The sequence below is a fragment of the Bifidobacterium miconis genome (assembly GCF_019331735.1).
In the GTDB taxonomy this organism is placed as follows: domain Bacteria; phylum Actinomycetota; class Actinomycetes; order Actinomycetales; family Bifidobacteriaceae; genus Bifidobacterium; species Bifidobacterium miconis.
Genome location: NZ_JAHBBH010000009.1, coordinates 72,252 through 89,337, shown reverse-complemented (window position 1 = coordinate 89,337; position 17,086 = coordinate 72,252). Strand labels below are relative to the sequence as shown.

The following is a 17,086-nucleotide window of genomic DNA, read 5'->3' as shown; positions in this document are numbered from 1 at the left end:
CATCGGATCGATGTCGGCGATCAGATCGCGCTGCACGGGAAAACCGGGCAGGGGAGCCAGTTCGATCACGCCAAGGTCCGCATCATTGTCGGAATCGTCTGCGGCATTGGATGCGGCACCGGACGCGATGTCTCCGTCCGCGCCGCCGGTGCGGCGGAAACCGTCCTCGTCGGTCTGCGCCAGCGGATTCGGCCGCTCGGCCCAGTCGGAGACGGTGGCCGTGCACAGCAGCGTCGGCGTGCCGTTGATCGCCACCGCGTCCGGTGCCGCATCCAATGCCGCAGACGATTCCGACAATGATGCGGACCTTGGCGTGATCGAACTGGCTCCCCTGCCCGGTTTTCCCGTGCAGCGCGATCTGATCGCCGACATCGATCCGATGCTTGACCAGATTCGCAAACTCAAGCCGTATCTGCAGGCCGACGGCGTGCTCGCCACCACGAGCGAAGGCAAGGTGGACGTGTTCGAATACCTGCAGCATCCGCAGCAGCTCGCCAAGTACGAGACCCTCACCAACTGCATTGCATGCGGCGTATGCGAGGGCAGCTGCCCGGTGTTCGCCGGCGGCGACGCGTTCATCGGCCCCGCGGCGCTGATCGCCGCCTCCCGGTTCGTCAACGATTCGCGCGACACGGCGACCATGGCGCGTCTTGACGCGATCGACACTGCCGACGGCGTGGCCGCCTGCCAGTCGGTGCGCGCCTGCTCGCGGCAGTGCCCGCGCGGCATTGACGTCGGCGAGGAGATGTGGCAGATCGTCGCCCGTGTGAAGGAACGCTGAAAGCGGCCCGGTCGCCGCGATTCGTTGCTCGTTACAGTAGGTGGTTATGGACAGGACATCGTATACGAATCTCGCCAAGGCGTGGGAGTTCGCGGAGGATCATGCGTTCACCCTGCAGCCGGAGGCGTTGGCTTCGGCACGCATACAGGCCGAGGAGGCGGGATTCCCGCAGGGTTCGGCGGCTCAGGCCGCATGGCTGGCGATGCTGGTGAAGCTCACCGGTGCCACGTCGGTGATTTCGGTGGGCACCGGCTCCGTGGTGGAAACCCTGCAGCTGATCAACGGGCTTGGCAATGCCGGCCAGTTGACCGCCGTCGACTCGTCCGCGCAGGGCATTGCGCTGTTGCGCTCGCTGTTCGGCAAGATGTCCGATCGGACCGCAACCCGTCTGCGCGCGGTCAATGCGCCAGCCGGCGTGTTTTTGCCGCGTCTGAACGGCGCCGATTACGATCTGATCGTCGTTTCCGGCGACGTGGAGAACTATGCGTCCACGTTTGAGCAGGCGCCGCGTCTGCTGCGAGGCCATGGCGTGGTCGCGTTCACCGATGTGTTCGCATTGGAAACTCCGACGGCGAACGGCGGTCTGCTCAATCCGGCGGATCGCGGTCCCAAGGCCGTGGCCATGCGCGAGTTCATTTCGTTGGTCGAATCGGACGAACAGTTCGATTCGGCGCTGACTCCGACCGGCACGGGGTTGCTCGTCGCGGTCAAACGCTGACGCTTATGGCATGGCGGCATCCGGGGCGGTCATATCGGCAGTGCATGCCGACGCGGCCGCCCCGTCGCTTTTTGTGTCGGCATATAGCGGGGCGACGCCCTTGTCATGCGCCTCTCATACGCCGCTGGTGGCGATGCGAACGGCTTCGTCCGCATCGTCGGTGATGCGGACAAGCTTGGGGTCCAGCGACGAAATCATGCCGTGGTCCGTGACCGGACCGTTCAGCCAGTCAAACAATCCCTGCCAATAGGCGGAATTGTAGAGCACCACCGGCATTTTCGTGGCCTTGTGGGTCTGCACCAGGGTGAGCAGCTCGAACATTTCGTCGAGCGTGCCGAAACCGCCGGGGCAGACGATCACGCCGGACGAATACTTGCAGAACATGGTTTTGCGCACGAAGAAGTAGCGGAAGCTCAATCCGAGATTGACGTAGCCGTTGAGGCCCTGCTCACGCGGCAACTCGATGCCGAGGCCGACCGACTTGCCGCCCGCTTCGGCCGCTCCCCTGTTGGCCGCCTCCATGATGCCCGGACCTCCCCCGGTGATGACGGCGATGCCTTGTTCCGCGATGAGCCGGCCCATGCGCCGCGCCGCCTGGTATGCGGGATCGTCCGGCCTGGTGCGGGCCGAACCGAACACACCGACTGCCGGCCCGAGGTCCGCAAGCGTGTCGAATCCCTCGACGAATTCGGATTGGATGCGCAGGACGCGCCACGGGTCCATGTCGAGCCAGTCGCTGCCATGATCGTCGCTGAGCAGTCGTGCGACGCTGCTGTCGGCGGGAATCATGCTGCCGCGCATGATGGCGGGTCCGCTCTGATAGGTCATGCCGAGCGGCGAGCCTCCGGCAACGCCGTCGGCGAGGGCATGGTCCGGGGCGTCGGCGTTGTTCACGGTTCCGGCGGCGTCGCCGTTTCCGGTCTCGCGGATTCGTTCAGTGCCTGTCATGACGCTCCTTCCAATGGTTCGACTGATGGCTGAGCAGGATTCCGGACAACGTCGCCGCGACGAGCGATCCGACGAGCACCCCGAATCGGGCCTCCGCGGAGAGCTCCGCGTTCGCATAGGCCAGAGACGCGATGAGGAACGACACCGTGAATCCGATGCCGCACGCGCAGGCTGCGGGAATCATGTCGCGCACGCGCAATCCCTTCGCCATCGCCAACCCGGCCATGTGCGTAGAAATCCACGCGGTGGCGAGGATGCCGAGCGGCTTGCCCACGACCAGCGCGACGATGAGCGCGATGACCAGCGGCGAGAGCAGCAGCATGGGGCTGAGCGACTCAAAATGCACGCCGGTGGCGAACAGCGCGAAAACAGGCAACGCCAGCAACGCGGAGAACGGCTGGAGCTTGGTCGCGTACCGTTCGGCGCGGGGGGTGTCCTCGCCGAACATCTCGCGGGACGGGGTGAGCAGTCCGACGAGCACGCCGGCAAGCGTCGGATGCACGCCGGCTTCGAACATCATCACCCATGCGAGCACGCCGACGATGCCGACGGCGATCCACGGCACGCGTTTCAGCCTCACGAGCAGGTACCAGATGGCCGCGCACACGGCGATGCCGATGAACCAGTACCACGCGTTGAGCGACGAGAAGAACACGGCGATGAGAATGATCGCCAGCAGGTCGTCGACGGTGGCGAGCGTCATGAGGAACGCGCGGATCGAACCGGGCAATCCCTTGGCGAACAGGGCCAGCACGGCAAGCGAGAACGCGATGTCCGTGGCGGTGGGCACGGCCCAACCATGCGCCATCTCGCCGAAGGGAATCGAGCTGCCGGTGGTGGTGAGCACGAGACTGCCTTCCGCCCCGGGGCCAAACCACGAGAACAGCGCGATCACCGCGATGAACAGGATCGGCGGCGCCAGCATGCCACCGACCGCGCACAGCATGGGCACGGCGGCCGCCTTGGGATTGGCGAGGGATCCGGTGGTCAGCTCCTGCTTGAGATCGAGCCCGACGGTCAGGAAGAACACGGTGAGCAGTCCGTCCTGCGCCCAGTGGCCGATGGGAAGGTCAATATTGGTGCGGGGCACCGCGATATGCGTTTCCGCGACGGTTTCGAACAGATGAGCGGTGGCCGGCAGATTGGCGAGCACCAAGCCAAGCAACGCGAATCCGAGCATGATCAGCCCTGACAGTCGGTCCGAAGCGGCGACGCGACGCATCGTCACCCACACTCCACGATTGCTGGCCATGCTGCCTCCGTTGTCTGCGCCGCCCATCAGGCCGGCCGCGATGTTGGCGGTGTATTCGTTATCCATCATACCGAACATATGTTCGCATGTTCGGCCGGGAGCGCAAACGTCTCACCAACATGCCCGGATATTGGAAAAGCCCTTGGGAGCATTCGCTCGCAAGGGCTCATGTGCGCCAGACAGGATTCGAACCTGCGACCTGCTGATCCGTAGTCAGCTGCTCTAATCCGCTGGGCTACTGGCGCAACGCCACTCTTTTACCTCTTGTGGCAAGAGGTGTGCGCCAGACAGGATTCGAACCTGCGACCTGCTGATCCGTAGTCAGCTGCTCTAATCCGCTGGGCTACTGGCGCATGTTGTCTTGTTTTTGGCAACTCGAAGAGAATACAACAGCATTTCACATGACGCAAATCGGCGTGTCGCACCGGTCGGCCATGCGAATGTCGTGCTGCAAACCGCGAAATTCCAACGAAACCACGGCGCTGCCGGCATCGGGCGCCTCTCGCCTCTTCCACGTGGCGGAACATATCGGCGTGCGCGGCAACCGCAATATCGTCCACGCGACGCAGACAGCCCGTCCCGGCATGACGCGGCCGTCACCCCGCGATCCTGCGCAACTGGGCCGTATCGGCCCGCACGTACTTCGGCTGCCCCTCTCCACGCACCGCCGCGGCGTCGACGATCACCTGATCGACGTCGTCAAGGCTCGGCAATTCGAACATCGTCTTCTCCAGAGTCCGTTCGATGATCGAACGCAGGCCGCGCGCGCCGGTGCCCTGCCGTATCGCGGTCACGGCGATCGCGCGCACGGCCTCCTCGGTGAACGCGAGGTCCACGCCGTCCGCGGCGAACATCTTGCGGTACTGCTTGACCAGCGCGTTGCGCGGCTCCACGAGAATACGCGCCAGATCGTCCTCGGTCAGCTCGTCCAGCACGCTCACGACCGGCAGTCGACCGATGAACTCGGGCAGCAGGCCGAAATCGGCGAGATCGTCGGCGTTGACCTGCGCGAGCAGCTCCTCCGGCCCGACCTCGCGATCATGCCATGCCGTACCGAATCCGCTGGAACGGGTGCCGAGACGGTGCCCGATGATGTCGGTAAGGCCCACGAACGCGCCGCCGCAGATGAACAGGATGCCGCGCGTGTCGATCTGCACGGTCTCCTGGTCCCGATGCTTGCGCGTGCCCTCCACCGGCACGGAGGCGATGGTGCCCTCGAGGATTTTGAGCAGCGCCTGCTGCACGCCCTCGCCGGACACGTCGCGCGTGATGGACGTGTTCTCGCCTGACTTGCGCGCGATCTTGTCGATTTCGTCGATGTACACGATGCCGTGCTGCGCGCGCTCGACGTCGCCGTCCGAGGCTTCGATGAGCCGCTGCAGCACGGTTTCCACGTCGTCGCCCACATAGCCGGCCTCGGTGAGCGTGGTGGCGTCGGTGATGACGAACGGCACGTTCATGACGCGGGCGAGCGTCTGCGCGAGATACGTTTTGCCCACGCCCGTGGGGCCGAGCAGCAGGATGTTCGACTTGGCGACCTCGACCTCGTCGAGCGGGTCGGCGCCGCGACGTGACGGCCGCCGGCCGTCCTTGTCGCCGCCCAGCTGCGACGCGGATTCGCGCAACTCCATGTTGACGCGCTTGTAATGGTTGTAGACCGCCACCGACAGCGTGCGTTTGGCGGCCTGCTGGCCGACGACGTACCGGTCGAGGTAGGCGCTGATCTCGGCCGGCTTGGGCAGGGACAGCGCGTTCACGTCGGCGCCGCGGCGCCGCTCCTCGGAGATGATCTCGACGCACAGCTCGATGCACTCGTCGCAGATCGCGGCGGTCGGCCCGGCCACCAGCTTGTGCACCTGATGCTCGGTCTTGCCGCAGAACGTGCAACGCGGCACGTCCTCGTTGTAGCTCACCACGCGTCCCATGTCACTCCCCTGTTCTTTGTTGCTGCCGCCCTCGCCGCATACATCGCATATAAAGATACCCTCGGCCGGAACCCGGCTGAGGGTATCTCATGACGGAACTCACGAACGGTGCTCAAGCACCTCGTCGACGATGCCGTACGCCTTGGCGTCCTGCGCCGTCAGGAACGTGTCGACCTCGATGTCCTTGCGGATCTTCTCGATGTCCTGTCCGGTGTGCTTGGCGAGCGTGTTCTCAAGCCACTCGCGCATGCGCAGCATCTCCTTGGCCTGGATTTCGATCTCCGTGGCCTTGCCGAAGCCCTGGTCGATGGCCGGCTGGTGGATGAGCACGCGCGCGTTCGGCAGGATCAGGCGCTTGCCCTTGGTTCCGGCGGCAAGCAGGATCGCGGCGGCGGACGCGGCCTGGCCGAGGCACACGGTCTGCACGTCAGGCTTGATGTACTGCATGGTGTCGTAGATCGCGGTCATCGCGGTCATGGAGCCGCCGGGCGAGTTGATGTACATCATCACGTCGCGGTTCGGGTCCATGCTTTCGAGCACGAGCAGCTGGGCCATGATGTCGTCGGCCGACGTGTCGTCGACCTGCACACCCATGAAGATGATGCGGTCCTCGAACAGCTTGGTGTACGGATCCTGCGTCTTCATGCCGTACGGCGTCTTCTCGCTGAACTGCGGCAGGATGTAGCGGTCCTGCGGCATGGCGGCGGCCACGCGGCCGGCGAATGCGGCCTCGCGCGCGGCGGCCGGCATGAAGCCGACCACGCCGGCCTGACCGGCCAGACGCTCGGCACGCTGAACGAACTTCGCTTCTTCGGATGCCATGATGCTCACTTCCCTTCCTGCGCGCTCATCGTGTCGTGCGTGGACACGATCTTGTCGACGAAGCCGTATTCGAGCGCTTCCTGCGCGGTGAACCAGTGGTCGTACTCGTTGTCGCGGTAGATCTCCTCGACGGTGTGGCCGGTCTGCTTGGCGGTCAGTTCGGCGAGGGTCTTCTTCATGTCCATGATGAGCTCGGCGTTGATGCGCACGTCGGTGGTGGTGCCGCCGATGCCGCCGGACGGCTGGTGCATGAGCACGCGCGCGTGCGAGGTGAGGAAACGCTTGCCCGGCGTGCCGGAGCTCAGCAGGAACTGGCCCATCGAGGCGCACATGCCGAGACCCACGGTCGCCACGTCGGGCTCGATGAGCTGCATGGTGTCGTAGATGGCCATGCCGGCGGTGATCGAGCCGCCCGGCGAGTTGATGTACAGCCAGATGTCCTTCTTCGGATCCTCGGCCGCGAGCATCAGCATCTGCGCGCAGATGCGGTTGGCCATATCGTCCTTGACCTCTTCGCCCATCCAGATGATGCGGTCCTTGAGCAACCGGTTGAAAATCGGATCCACCATGGACGGGGCGTCGCCGTCGCCCATCGTGGGTGAGGGTGTCATGAAACCTGCCACCTTATCTCCTTGACTCATAAAACATTACGCTTAGCTACATTACCCGTTCAAAGCGACCGCCGCCGCGCTTCCGCCCCTTTTCGGCTACCCGCATAGCGTTGCGACGAACGTCAGCCGGCGAGAGCTCCGATGTGCGTCTGCTCCGGCGGCATGGCGTTGTCCCGCACCTTGCGGATGCACAGGATCAGATCCATCGCCTGTTTCGTATCGAACAGCTTGAGCATCGGGCGCGGATGATCGAACGGAGGTTTGGCGAGCTGTTCGGGGTCGAGGTATCCATTGTGTTCGATGTAGTCGATGACAGTGTGCAGGAAGCCGATCTGGGTCTGGTTGAGCGTGTGCGCGTTGACAAACTCGGCGAACGCCGCCATCGCGGCCGCATGGTCGAGTTTGGCCACTCGTCGCACCAGCAGTCCGAACGGCAGCGATCCGTATGTGGTTTCATAGTCGGTTTGCGATCCGAGCTCATGGACGAGTATGCGTTCGCCCAGCTGCGCGGCGATTGCGCGGAGTTTGGTCGTGTAGGCCTTCGCGGGGTCGCCGGTCGCCCGGGCGACCATCACGGCTGAATCCTTCCTCACTCTACCGTCTCCCCGACCATCGCCACGCAGTCGTCCGGTTATCCACATCCCCTTTCCATCAACGCAACCGCCATATTCCGACGTTCTCGGCCATTCGACCACACATGCCGTTTTGGCTTGTGCAGCACGGCACTGTCACCTTACGCTGGAACGACGCCGCATATGAAAGGACCGACAATGAATGCTTTCGATTCCCCCTCGCCTCCTGCCCTACAATGGAATTGCGTCAAGGAGGCCATCATGCACGTGTACGACTACTACGAAACCGGCGACGGAACGAAGGTCACCCATTCCGACGTACAGCCGGACGGCAGCGTGCGTGTATTCTTCGACAACGGCCGCAAACATGCCGAAGTGAAGCTTCCCGATGGCATCCTGACCGAAAATGACGGGTTCACCAAGGAAGAATCATCGTCGTTCCTTATCACCACCGCCCGCGGCATGACCTCGATCATGCGATATGCGCGGGAAGGCGGTCTTGATCATGCCTGGTCTGTATAGAATCCACGGTTTTCTCATCTATTTCTGGGCGAACGAAAGCGGAGAACCGGTCCACGTGCACGTCGCCCGCGGCCGGCAGTCTCCCAATGCCGCAAAATTCTGGATACTTGAGAACGGCGATGTACTACTGGACGGAGTCGGAAACGGTATGACGGCGAAAGAGCTGCGTGGCATCACCGAATTCCTTCGATCCGTCTCCCCCGACATCGTCGTTTCGTGGCAGGAGGTTTTCGGCTATGTGCGATTCCATGCCTAGGCTCAGGCTCCTCGGTCATTACCGTGCCTATAGTCTGTACCGCAATCCGATCAACCACCGAATCATCTGCGAACGAAAAACCGATCTGGCCACAGTGCTGTTCGACACTCCCTCATACGAGGTCGCGCACAATTGGGGCGTGCCCGCCCAAGACATCAAAGAGCTACGCAGTTATTTGCGCAGCAGCTGATGGGAAAGGGACGCGGAGACGGCGACGCCCAGCGTGACCGGCACGTAGAACGTGCTGGGGGCGGCGGTGAGTTCCAGCACGAGGCACATGGCCATGAGCGGCGCCTGCTGGGAGGCTGACAGGAGCGCGGCCGCGCCGATGAGGGCGCAGGCGGTGACCGAATCCGCGGGGAACGCCATCGCCCAGAAAATGCCGAACATCGCGCCAAGCGTGGAGCCGAGCGCGATGCCCGGCTGGAGCACGCCGCCGGATGCGCCGGAACGGATGGTGAGCAAGGTGATTGCCGCTTTGGCAATGAACGTGAATGCCAGCACCATCATCACCAGCAGCAGTTCGCTCTGGCGCGGATTCAAGCCCAGTGCCGTCCACGGGGAGACGGTATCGCTGGTACTCCCAAGATCCGAAAGGTAAGTGCTGTTCGTGCCGAAAAGCGTGGAATCCGGGTTGATCAGCTCGGCGATGGAACGGCCCTCCTGAGTGGAGACCGTGCTGAACCCCAATTGTGCGGCCGCACGGCCGTTGCCCATGATCTGCGGCAAGGCGAGCGAGACCATGCCGGTGAGCACGCCGGCCAATGGCATCTGCCATAGGATCGCCGCACCCTGCGGCTTATGCGATTCAGCCCATTGCGAGCCTCGGCGGAACCATGCGCCCGCCACGCCGCAGAGGGCGCCGATGAGCAGCGCGGCGAGCATCAGCGTGGGCGTGAGGTCGTTCTGCATGTTTGAAATATCGTAGAACACGTGGCGTCCCTTGATGCTGGACGCGACGAACGCGGCCGTGGCGGACATGCCGAGTCCGAACGCGACGTTCTCGATCGCCACGTCGGCGAGCAGGATCTCCACGGCGAAGAACATGCCGGCGAACGGCGCGTTGTACACGCCGCCCAGACCGGCTCCGGCCGCGACGGCCACCACGGTCCGTCGGTCGATGCCGGTCAGGCGGAACAGGTCGCAGAAGCGCTGCGCGAGCATCGCGCCGAGTTCGCGCGGCGCGACTTCGCGGCCGATCGACGCGCCCGAGCCGACGATGAAGATCTGCAGGCACACGTGCATGATCGTCTGCCAGACCGGCATGCGATCTCCGGCGACGGCTTTCTTGACGGACGGGACTTTCGTGGTTTTCGTGCGCAGCAGCCACCAGATCACGCCGGCGACCGTCAGGCCGACCGTCACGGACACCGCGCGTCGCACGGCCGGCACGGCGAACGGTCCGGGGGCGGCCGATCCTTCGACGTAGCCGAGCATCGCCCGTTCGATGCCGTACAGCATCAGCGTCAGCAGGCCCGCGCCCGCGCCGATCACCGCGCCGAGCAGCAACGCCGCGGCGGCCATCCATCCGATGCGCTTCCAATCCGTCGAAGCCATGGTCTTTTCGGTCTTCTCCGTCATCCTTCTCCCCTGTCCATCGTCATACCGGCATTGTCTCGGCACGTCGCAACCAATGCCAATCCACCATCGCACGGCCGGCAGCCGACGCGTCACGCCTACCGCACATAACGCAAAAGGCTTGGAATCATGGCGATTCCAAGCCTTTCACAACACGCTACCGAACTATCGGTCTAGCGCGACACGCTCACTCGGCGTCGGCCGGGGCTTCCTCGGCCTTGTCGTTGGCGATCTCGTCGGCGACGGCGGCAGCGGCGGAAGCGGCTTCGACGCTCTCGTTCTCCACGGCATCCTCGACGGCCTCATCCTCGCCGAGGAAGGAACTCAGGTCGAGCGGCTCGCCCTCGGAGGTGAAGGACACGGCGCGCATGCCGGCGAGCAGGCCCTTGGAGCGGCCGACCTCGGCCACGGCGGAGCCGAGCTGGCCGTTCTTCACGATCGCGTTGATGAACGCGTTCGGATCCATGCCGTACTGCTGGGCGATGGAGGCGAGGAAGTTGAACACGTCGGCCTGGGAGACCTTCACGTCGAGCTTCTCGGCGAGGGTGTCGAGGAGGATCTGGTCCTTGAGTTCCTTCTCGGCGGCTTCCTCGGCCTGAGTCTTCTGCTCGTCGGTGGCCTTCTCCGGATCCGGGGTCATGGACTTGAGGTGCTCGGCGACCGCGTCGGCCTTCACGCCCTTCGGGACCGGGATCTCGACGCCCTCGGCCAGCTTGGCGAGGAACGCGTCGCGGGCCTCGGTGGCCTGACGGGCTTCGCCGTCCTGCTCGAGCTGCTTGCGGATGTCGGCCTTGAGCTCGTCCAGCGTGTCGAACTCGGAGGCATCCTGGGCGAAGTCGTCGTTGAGCTCCGGGAGCTCCTCGGCCTTGACGGTGTTGACCTTGACCTTGACCTGGGCCTTCTGGCCCTCGTGGTCGCCGGCTTCCAGCGTGCCCTCGAAGGTGGTCTCCTCGCCGGCGGACAGGCCGTCGAGCGCCTCGTCGAGGCCGTCGAGCATGGTGTTGGAGCCGAGCTCGTAGCTGACGCCCTCCTGGGATTCGACGGTTTCGCCGTCGATCTCGGCGGTCAGGTCGATGTTGGCGAAGTCGCCCTTGCCGGCCGGGCGGTCGACGCCCACGAGGGTGCCGAAGCGCTGGCGCAGGGTCTCGAGGCGCTTGGCCACGTCCTCGTCGGTGACTTCCGGCTTGGCCACGTCGATGGTCAGGCCCTCGAGCTCCGGGAGCTCGATGTCGGGGCGACGCTCGACGGTGGCGACGAACTTGAGCTTGGTCTCGTCCTTGGCGGAGGACGGCACCTCCTGCACGTCGATCTCCGGCTGGGCCATCGGACGAATCTTCTTCTCGTCCAGCGCCTGGGAGTAGAGCTCCGGCACGCCGTTGTTCACGGCCTCGCCGGCAACGGCGGCGAAGCCGACGCGCTGGTCGATGATCTTGCCGGGCACGTGGCCCTTACGGAAGCCGGGGATGTTCACCTGCTTACCGATCTCCTTGCGGGCCTCGTCGAGGAAGGGGTTGAACTCCTCCGGCTCGACGGTGATGGTGAGCTTCACCTTGGTAGGCTCGAGGTTCCTGACGCTGATCTTCACGCTAAACGCTCCTGAAAAGTCGTACTGTCATAGTTCTGCCCAGTGGGCAACCGTTACATGATAACCCTACTCACGGACGCGGCGATCAGTTTCACCTGCCAGTCGCGCGCGCCCTGCTCGGACAGGAACGCGGCCACGTCCCTGCTGCGCGGATCGTCCGTCCAGCACAGGTTGCGGATGATTTGCGGGCGGATGATGATTTCCGGCGGCGTGCGCGTGTCCTCGGCGATCTGGTTGACCGCCCTGCGCACGCGCTTGAGCGTCTCCGCGCGCCGCGGATGCCGGCTCTCCCAGATCTTCATCGACCGCGGCGCATTGCCCTGCCCGTTGTCCTGCTGGCTGGCCGGCATGGTCGGCAGCTCGGACGGGCGCAGCCCAAGCGCCTGCTGGATGGTCTGCCGCCATACGGACGGCTTGACCTTGCGCTGGATGGACGCGTAGCGTTCGAACATTTTGTCCTGCTCGCCGCCGGTGTGCATGCGCACGCGTTCGTTGAGCGATCGTATCGCCCGGAATTCGCGCGCGTTTCGCGGCTTCTTCACCGCAGCTTCGATGATCGACGAATCGGCGAGCAGCAGGCTCGGCGCGATGTCGTACCGTCGGGCGAGCCGGTCGCGCTCCTCCCACAGGGCCTTGGCTATGGCCAGCCCGCGGCGGTCGTGGCTGAGCACGGTGATGCGGGAGACGCGCATCCACGGCACCGGATGCTCGCGCTGCGGGCCGGTGCCTTCGCTCAGCGCGTGGGCGAACTCCTCTTCGGCCCATTCCAGTTTGCCCTGGCGTTTGAGGTCGGCGCGCATGAGCCGTTCGAGCTCGATGAGCAGCTCGACGTCGAGCGCCGCGTAGTTGCGCCAGTCGCGCGGCAGCGGACGGTACGACCAGTCGGCCGCGGAATGCTCCTTGGCAAGGGTGATGTTGAGATAGTGCTCGGTGACGGCGGCCAGACCGAACCGGTGCAGGCCGAGCAACCGGGCCGCGATTTCGGTGTCGAACAGCGCGTCCGGGTGCAGTCCCAGATCGGAGAAGCCTGGCAGATCCTGCAATGAGTCGTGGAGAATCCACGTCGCGCCGGAAACGGCCCTGTTGAACCGGTTCCAGTCGACGCCCTCCGCTCCGAGCGCCACGGGGTCGAGCAGCGCGATGCCCGCGCCCTCGCGCTTGAACTGGATCAGCCAATCCTCATGACCGTAGCGATATCCGGAAGCGCGTTCCGCATCGGCCGCCACGGACCCGCCGGCCTCGGCGAATCGGTCGCATACGGCTTCGAAGCCGCGCCTGGTCGACGTGACGTCGGGAACACCGCCCCGCGGTTCGGTCTGCAGCCTCGGCTCATCGGTCAACGGTCGGTTCCTCCTCGTCGCGTGCGGCGGAACCGACGAACCGGGCCCACGACCGTATCTGGCCCCCCGCGTCCATTCCGCCATCGGTATCTTCAAGCGGCGTCCATGATACCCGCATCTCGCAACCGACCGAACCCTGCCCCGCCAGCGTGCCGAACGACGTGTTCCGTGTGACGGTCACCGTGCCGCCCAAACTGGCCGGAAGCACGCCGCGCAGATGACCGCACATGTCGTCCCAGTACATGTCCGGGGCCAAACCGTCGTTCTCCCGCGTCTCCAGCGGCAACGACGCGAACGCGACGCACCGCCAGCGCGACTGCCAGTCGACGCGGAACGAACGCGAATACAGGAGCATGATCCAGCCGCTGGCCGCCGGCGCGGAAACGGCCGCGGACGATGCGGCGGACGACGATGACGCGGCGAGCGACGCGACGGATTCAAGCTCGACTCCGAGCCCGAAATCCGCAAGAGACGCCGGGACCGGTATTTCGCGATACCGCATCGACGGCTCGCGCCTCATCGCGCGCGCCGATTCGACGGCGTGCCACATGTCATCCGGCACGCCGTCGGGTCGCCCGGACATCACGGCCTCGTCGCCGGGCCTCGTCGCCGCCGGGAAAGCGAAGATCTCAGCCATGTCTCCAGACTACGTGCAACGACCGTCTTTTCACCGCATCGGCACGCGCGGACGGCGACATTCCACCCGATTCCGTTCCGGCGCCCGCCGCGGGCGCGTCAGTAGACCGTCAGGCCGTACGATTCGAACTGTTCGACGACGCGCTTCTTGAGCGCCGCGGACGGTCCCTTCTGGTCCTCGAGCGGATACGGGATGCGCAGCTCGTGCCACTTCGGGCGGCCGAGCTGGTGGAAGCCGAGCACATCGACGTGTTCGAGCGCGTCGCCGAAGGACGCGCAGATCTTCGCCACGTTGTCGACGTTCTCCTCGGACGAGGTGAGGCCCGGCACGAGCACGAAGCGCACCCAGATCTTCTTGCCGGCCTTGGCGAGGCGGTGGCCGAAGTCGATGGTGGGCTGCAGCAGGCCGCCGGTGACCTTGTGGTAGGTCTCCTCGTCGCCGGACTTGACGTCGAGCAGGCACAGGTCGATGTCGTCGATCATCTCGTCGGTGTAGTTCTTGTTGAGGAATCCGGACGTGTCAAGACAGGTGTGCACGCCCATTTCCTTGGCGGCGCGGAACACGCGCGAGACGAACGCGGGCTGCATCATCGACTCGCCGCCGGAGAACGTGATGCCGCCGTGCGTGGCCTTGAACAGGTCGGCGTAGCGTTCGACCTTTTTGATCATCGCGTCCAGATACACCGGCTGGCCGTCGCGCATCTTCCACGTGTCGGGGTTCTGGCAGTACTGGCAGCGCAGCGGACAGCCGCTCATGAACACGGTCATGCGCGTGCCCGGGCCGTCGACGGAGGTGTTGATGTCCCACGAGTGCACGAATCCGATGTCGCCGGTCTTGAGCGCTTCGATGCGGTCGCGCCGGTCGAGGCCGATCGGGGACTCGAAGCCGGAGAGGCCTCCCATCAGCGTCTGGCTGGCGTAGGTCTTCGACTCCTTGAGCATGTGTCGGGTGGTGGTGCGGAATTGCGTGGTGTCGGGCATCGTTGTCCTCCTGAAAAGTCTTGTCGCGCCTCCCCGTTCCCGTGACGCGAGCGGAAGCCGAGAAAACGGGGAGCGCATGAAAGAAGGGGCGGGGCTCGCCGGCCCCACCCCTTCGGTTACCGCGTGTCGTTCACGCAGAGGCTATCGCCGTGATCAGTCGGTGACGGCGCCCTGATGGAACGTACGGGAGATCACGTCGAGCTGCTGCTCCTTGGTGAGCTTGACGAAGTTCACCGCGTAGCCGGAGACGCGCACGGTCAGGTGCGGGTACTTCTCCGGGTGCTCGACGGCGTCCTCGAGCTGCTCCTTGCGCAGCACGTTGATGTTGGCGTGGTACAGGCCGTGGCCGTTGCCTGCGTCGAGGATGCCGACCAGATTGCCGATGCGCTCCTCCTCGTCGCGGCCGAGGCCGTCGGGGGTGATCGTGTTGGTCAGCGAGATGCCGTCAAGCGCGTCGTTGTAGTCGATCTTGCCGACCGAGAACATCGACGGCAGCATGCCGTGGGAGTCCATGCCGTTCTCCGGGTTCGCGCCCGGGGCGTACGGGGTGCCCTTCTTGTGGCGGGACGGGAAGGAACCGGTGTTCTTGCCGTACTCCACGTTGGAGGTGATCGTCAGGATGGACTGGGTCGGGACGGCGCCGCGGTAGACCGGCAGGCGCTTGACCTGGCCCATGACCGTGGAGACGACCCACTTGGCGATGTCATCGGCGCGGTCGTCGTCGTTGCCGTAGATCGGGAAGTCGCCCTCGGTGCGGTAGCCGACGACCAGATCGTCATCGGCGCCCTCGACGTACTCGTACTCGTGGCCCGGCAGATCCTCGGCGTCCTTGTTGTAGATCGGGTACACCTTGGCGTACTTGACGGCGGACAGCGAGTCGGCGGCGATGGACAGGCCGGACATGCCGCAGCCGAGGGTGCGGTACACCTCCTTGTCGTGCAGCGCCATCTCGATGGACTCGTACGCGTACTTATCGTGCATGTAGTGGATGATGTTCAGCGCCATGACATAGGTCTCGGACAGCCACTCGAGAGCCTTCTCGTAGTTGGCCTTGACCTTCTCGTAGTCGAGCGTGCCGTCGGCCTCGGGCTTGATCGGGTCGATCACGCCCTTGTCGATGACCTGCATGCCGGTCATCTCGTCGCGGCCGCCGTTGATTGCGTACAGCAGGGCCTTGGCGGAGTTGACGCGGGCGGCGAAGAACTGCATCTGCTTGCCGACGCGCATCGGGGAGACGCAGCAGGCGATGGCGGCGTCGTCGCCCCAGTGGGAGCGGATCTCCTTGTCGGACTCGTACTGGATGGCCGAGGTGTCGATGGAGATCTTGGCGCAGAAGCGCTTGTAGCCTTCCGGCAGCTTCGGATCCCAGAAGATGGTGATGTTCGGCTCCGGGCCCGGTCCAAGGTGCTCGAGGGTCAGCGTGTTGAGCAGACGGAACGAGGTCTTGGTGACCATCGGACGGCCGTCGTCGGCGAAGCCGGCGTCGGACCAGGTCGCCCAGTACGGGTCGCCGGAGAAGATGTTGTCGTAGTCCTTGGTGCGCAGGAAGCGCACGATGCGCAGCTTCATGACGATGTTGTCGATGAGCTCCTGGGCGCGGGTCTCGTCGATCACGCCGTTGTCCAGATCGCGCTGGATGTAGCAATCGAAGAACGCGGAGTTGCGGCCGAAGGACATGGCGGCACCGTCCTGGCTCTTGACGGAGGCGAGGTAGCCCATGTAGGTCCACTGCACGGCTTCCTGGGCGTTCTGGGCCGGGCGGGACAGATCGAGGCCGTACTCGGCGCCGAGCTTGATGAGCTTCTTGAGGGCCTTGATCTGCTCGTCGTGCTCCTCGCGGAAGCGGATCCAGTGCTCGATCTCCGGCTCGGTGAAGTCGTTGCGGTACGGGACGGAGTCCTTGTCGCGCTGCTTGAACTTGATCAGCGTGTTGACGCCGTACAGGGCCACGCGGCGGTAGTCGCCGATGATGCGGCCGCGGCCGTAGGCGTCCGGCAGACCGGTGAGGATCTTGTTGTGGCGGGCGATCTTGATCTGCTTGGTGTAGACGCCGAACACGCCGTCGTTGTGGGTCTTGCGGTAGCGGGTGAAGATCTTCTTGATCTCCGGATCCGGCTCCTTGCCGGCCTCCTTGATGGCCTGCTCGACCATGCGCCAGCCGCCGTTCGGCATCATGGCGCGCTTGCACGGCTCATCGGTCTGCAGGCCGACGATCACGTTGTCCTCCTCCGGGGACTCGATGTAGCCCGCCGGGAAGGCGTCGATGTCGGCCGGGGTGTGGGTGTCCACGTCGTAGACGCGCTGCTTGCGCTCGACGGCGAGGTAGTTGTCGTCGAGGTACTTCCACAGATGCTTGGTGCGCTCGGTGGCGTTGGCGAGGAAGGACTCGTCGCCGGTGTACGGCGTGTAGTTCTTCTGGATGAAGTCGCGGACATCGATGTCCTTCTGCCAGTTGCCTTCAGTGAAGCCTGCCCAGGCCTTGGCCTCCAGCTCTTCCTGGGAGACTGCATTCTCAACTGCTGTCATGTCACTCCTTGGTGTTGCGTTCGGCGCTTCTTC

15 protein-coding genes, 2 tRNA genes and 2 pseudogenes are annotated in these 17,086 nt (G+C 64.7%); 4 read left to right on the top strand and 15 right to left on the bottom strand.

The annotated features are described in order from the left end of the window. Positions 1-261, bottom strand: a pseudogene (locus KIH79_RS04800) (2Fe-2S iron-sulfur cluster-binding protein); the annotation flags it as partial. Between the two features lie 43 nt (positions 262-304). Here KIH79_RS04800 and KIH79_RS04795 point away from each other — a divergent pair. Beyond that, positions 305-781: pseudogene (locus KIH79_RS04795) on the top strand (4Fe-4S dicluster domain-containing protein); the annotation flags it as partial. A gap of 46 nt (positions 782-827) precedes the next feature. Next, positions 828-1,499 carry an O-methyltransferase gene (locus KIH79_RS04790; protein WP_219058366.1) on the top strand — a complete coding sequence of 224 codons (672 nt, stop codon included), beginning with the start codon at positions 828-830 and terminating at the stop codon, positions 1,497-1,499. Between the two features lie 114 nt (positions 1,500-1,613). Here KIH79_RS04790 and KIH79_RS04785 read toward each other — a convergent pair whose 3' ends face one another. From KIH79_RS04785 to KIH79_RS04750, 8 genes are all read right to left on the bottom strand, one after another. Next, entirely contained in the window at positions 1,614-2,447 is an 834-nt protein-coding gene (locus tag KIH79_RS04785) for an LOG family protein (RefSeq protein ID WP_420829353.1), read from the bottom strand. After that, positions 2,434-3,699 (bottom strand): Na+/H+ antiporter NhaA, encoded by a 1,266-nt coding sequence (locus KIH79_RS04780; RefSeq protein WP_219058376.1) that lies wholly within the window; start codon positions 3,697-3,699, stop codon positions 2,434-2,436. Before KIH79_RS04780 ends, KIH79_RS04785 begins: the two co-directional genes overlap by 14 nt. A gap of 171 nt (positions 3,700-3,870) precedes the next feature. Then, positions 3,871-3,944: transfer RNA gene (locus KIH79_RS04775), tRNA-Arg, on the bottom strand. A 34-nt stretch (positions 3,945-3,978) separates the two neighbouring features. Continuing rightward, positions 3,979-4,052, bottom strand: a tRNA-Arg gene (locus tag KIH79_RS04770). A 243-nt stretch (positions 4,053-4,295) separates the two neighbouring features. Then, complete coding sequence (gene clpX, locus KIH79_RS04765) at positions 4,296-5,624, bottom strand: ATP-dependent Clp protease ATP-binding subunit ClpX (RefSeq protein ID WP_219058365.1); 1,329 nt, start codon at positions 5,622-5,624, stop codon at positions 4,296-4,298. A 99-nt stretch (positions 5,625-5,723) separates the two neighbouring features. After that, the gene (locus tag KIH79_RS04760) at positions 5,724-6,446 is read right to left on the bottom strand and encodes an ATP-dependent Clp protease proteolytic subunit (RefSeq protein WP_219058364.1); all 723 of its coding nucleotides are present in this window, start codon (positions 6,444-6,446) and stop codon (positions 5,724-5,726) included. 5 nt (positions 6,447-6,451) lie between these two features. Continuing rightward, a complete protein-coding gene (locus tag KIH79_RS04755; RefSeq protein WP_219058363.1) occupies positions 6,452-7,057 on the bottom strand; it encodes an ATP-dependent Clp protease proteolytic subunit in 606 nt (201 codons plus the stop codon). Positions 7,058-7,179: 122 nt separating this feature from the next. Continuing rightward, positions 7,180-7,650 (bottom strand): type I restriction-modification enzyme R subunit C-terminal domain-containing protein, encoded by a 471-nt coding sequence (locus KIH79_RS04750; RefSeq protein ID WP_219058362.1) that lies wholly within the window; start codon positions 7,648-7,650, stop codon positions 7,180-7,182. A gap of 240 nt (positions 7,651-7,890) precedes the next feature. Here KIH79_RS04750 and KIH79_RS04745 point away from each other — a divergent pair, with 240 nt between their 5' ends. Together KIH79_RS04745 and KIH79_RS04740 are read left to right on the top strand one after the other, a co-directional pair. Beyond that, a complete protein-coding gene (locus tag KIH79_RS04745; protein ID WP_219058361.1) occupies positions 7,891-8,151 on the top strand; it encodes a hypothetical protein in 261 nt (86 codons plus the stop codon). Next, a complete protein-coding gene (locus KIH79_RS04740; RefSeq protein ID WP_219058360.1) occupies positions 8,135-8,407 on the top strand; it encodes a DUF4160 domain-containing protein in 273 nt (90 codons plus the stop codon). The genes KIH79_RS04745 and KIH79_RS04740 overlap by 17 nt, the downstream gene beginning before the upstream one ends. A gap of 171 nt (positions 8,408-8,578) precedes the next feature. Here the strand turns inward: KIH79_RS04740 and KIH79_RS04735 are convergent, their stop codons facing one another. The 6 genes from KIH79_RS04735 to pflB all read right to left on the bottom strand — a co-directional run bounded on the left by KIH79_RS04735 (position 8,579) and on the right by pflB (position 17,053). After that, positions 8,579-9,964 carry a chloride channel protein gene (locus KIH79_RS04735; RefSeq protein ID WP_219058375.1) on the bottom strand — a complete coding sequence of 462 codons (1,386 nt, stop codon included), beginning with the start codon at positions 9,962-9,964 and terminating at the stop codon, positions 8,579-8,581. Between the two features lie 208 nt (positions 9,965-10,172). Continuing rightward, positions 10,173-11,570 (bottom strand): trigger factor, encoded by a 1,398-nt coding sequence (gene tig, locus KIH79_RS04730; RefSeq protein WP_219058359.1) that lies wholly within the window; start codon positions 11,568-11,570, stop codon positions 10,173-10,175. 53 nt (positions 11,571-11,623) lie between these two features. Continuing rightward, the gene (locus KIH79_RS04725) at positions 11,624-12,910 is read right to left on the bottom strand and encodes an HRDC domain-containing protein (protein ID WP_236023614.1); all 1,287 of its coding nucleotides are present in this window, start codon (positions 12,908-12,910) and stop codon (positions 11,624-11,626) included. Further along, the gene (locus KIH79_RS04720) at positions 12,900-13,547 is read right to left on the bottom strand and encodes a DUF3000 family protein (protein WP_219058357.1); all 648 of its coding nucleotides are present in this window, start codon (positions 13,545-13,547) and stop codon (positions 12,900-12,902) included. The genes KIH79_RS04725 and KIH79_RS04720 overlap by 11 nt, the downstream gene beginning before the upstream one ends. Positions 13,548-13,645: 98 nt before the next feature. Continuing rightward, positions 13,646-14,527, bottom strand: coding sequence for a pyruvate formate-lyase-activating protein (gene pflA, locus KIH79_RS04715; protein WP_033492087.1), 882 nt, complete (start codon positions 14,525-14,527; stop codon positions 13,646-13,648). A gap of 153 nt (positions 14,528-14,680) precedes the next feature. Then, a complete protein-coding gene (pflB, locus tag KIH79_RS04710) occupies positions 14,681-17,053 on the bottom strand; it encodes a formate C-acetyltransferase (RefSeq protein WP_219058356.1) in 2,373 nt (790 codons plus the stop codon). Between the last annotated feature and the right edge of the window lie 33 nt (positions 17,054-17,086).

Coding starts and splice junctions, on each gene's coding strand:
- clpX (WP_219058365.1), bottom strand. CDS start 5,624: ATGGGACGCGTGGTGAGCTACAACGAGGACGTGCCGCGTTGCACGTTC.
- KIH79_RS04720 (WP_219058357.1), bottom strand. CDS start 13,547: ATGGCTGAGATCTTCGCTTTCCCGGCGGCGACGAGGCCCGGCGACGAG.
- KIH79_RS04780 (WP_219058376.1), bottom strand. CDS start 3,699: ATGGCCAGCAATCGTGGAGTGTGGGTGACGATGCGTCGCGTCGCCGCT.
- KIH79_RS04755 (WP_219058363.1), bottom strand. CDS start 7,057: ATGACACCCTCACCCACGATGGGCGACGGCGACGCCCCGTCCATGGTG.
- KIH79_RS04740 (WP_219058360.1), top strand. CDS start 8,135: ATGCCTGGTCTGTATAGAATCCACGGTTTTCTCATCTATTTCTGGGCG.
- pflA (WP_033492087.1), bottom strand. CDS start 14,527: ATGCCCGACACCACGCAATTCCGCACCACCACCCGACACATGCTCAAG.
- pflB (WP_219058356.1), bottom strand. CDS start 17,053: ATGACAGCAGTTGAGAATGCAGTCTCCCAGGAAGAGCTGGAGGCCAAG.
- KIH79_RS04760 (WP_219058364.1), bottom strand. CDS start 6,446: ATGGCATCCGAAGAAGCGAAGTTCGTTCAGCGTGCCGAGCGTCTGGCC.
- KIH79_RS04745 (WP_219058361.1), top strand. CDS start 7,891: ATGCACGTGTACGACTACTACGAAACCGGCGACGGAACGAAGGTCACC.
- KIH79_RS04790 (WP_219058366.1), top strand. CDS start 828: ATGGACAGGACATCGTATACGAATCTCGCCAAGGCGTGGGAGTTCGCG.
- KIH79_RS04735 (WP_219058375.1), bottom strand. CDS start 9,964: ATGGCTTCGACGGATTGGAAGCGCATCGGATGGATGGCCGCCGCGGCG.
- KIH79_RS04785 (WP_420829353.1), bottom strand. CDS start 2,447: ATGACAGGCACTGAACGAATCCGCGAGACCGGAAACGGCGACGCCGCC.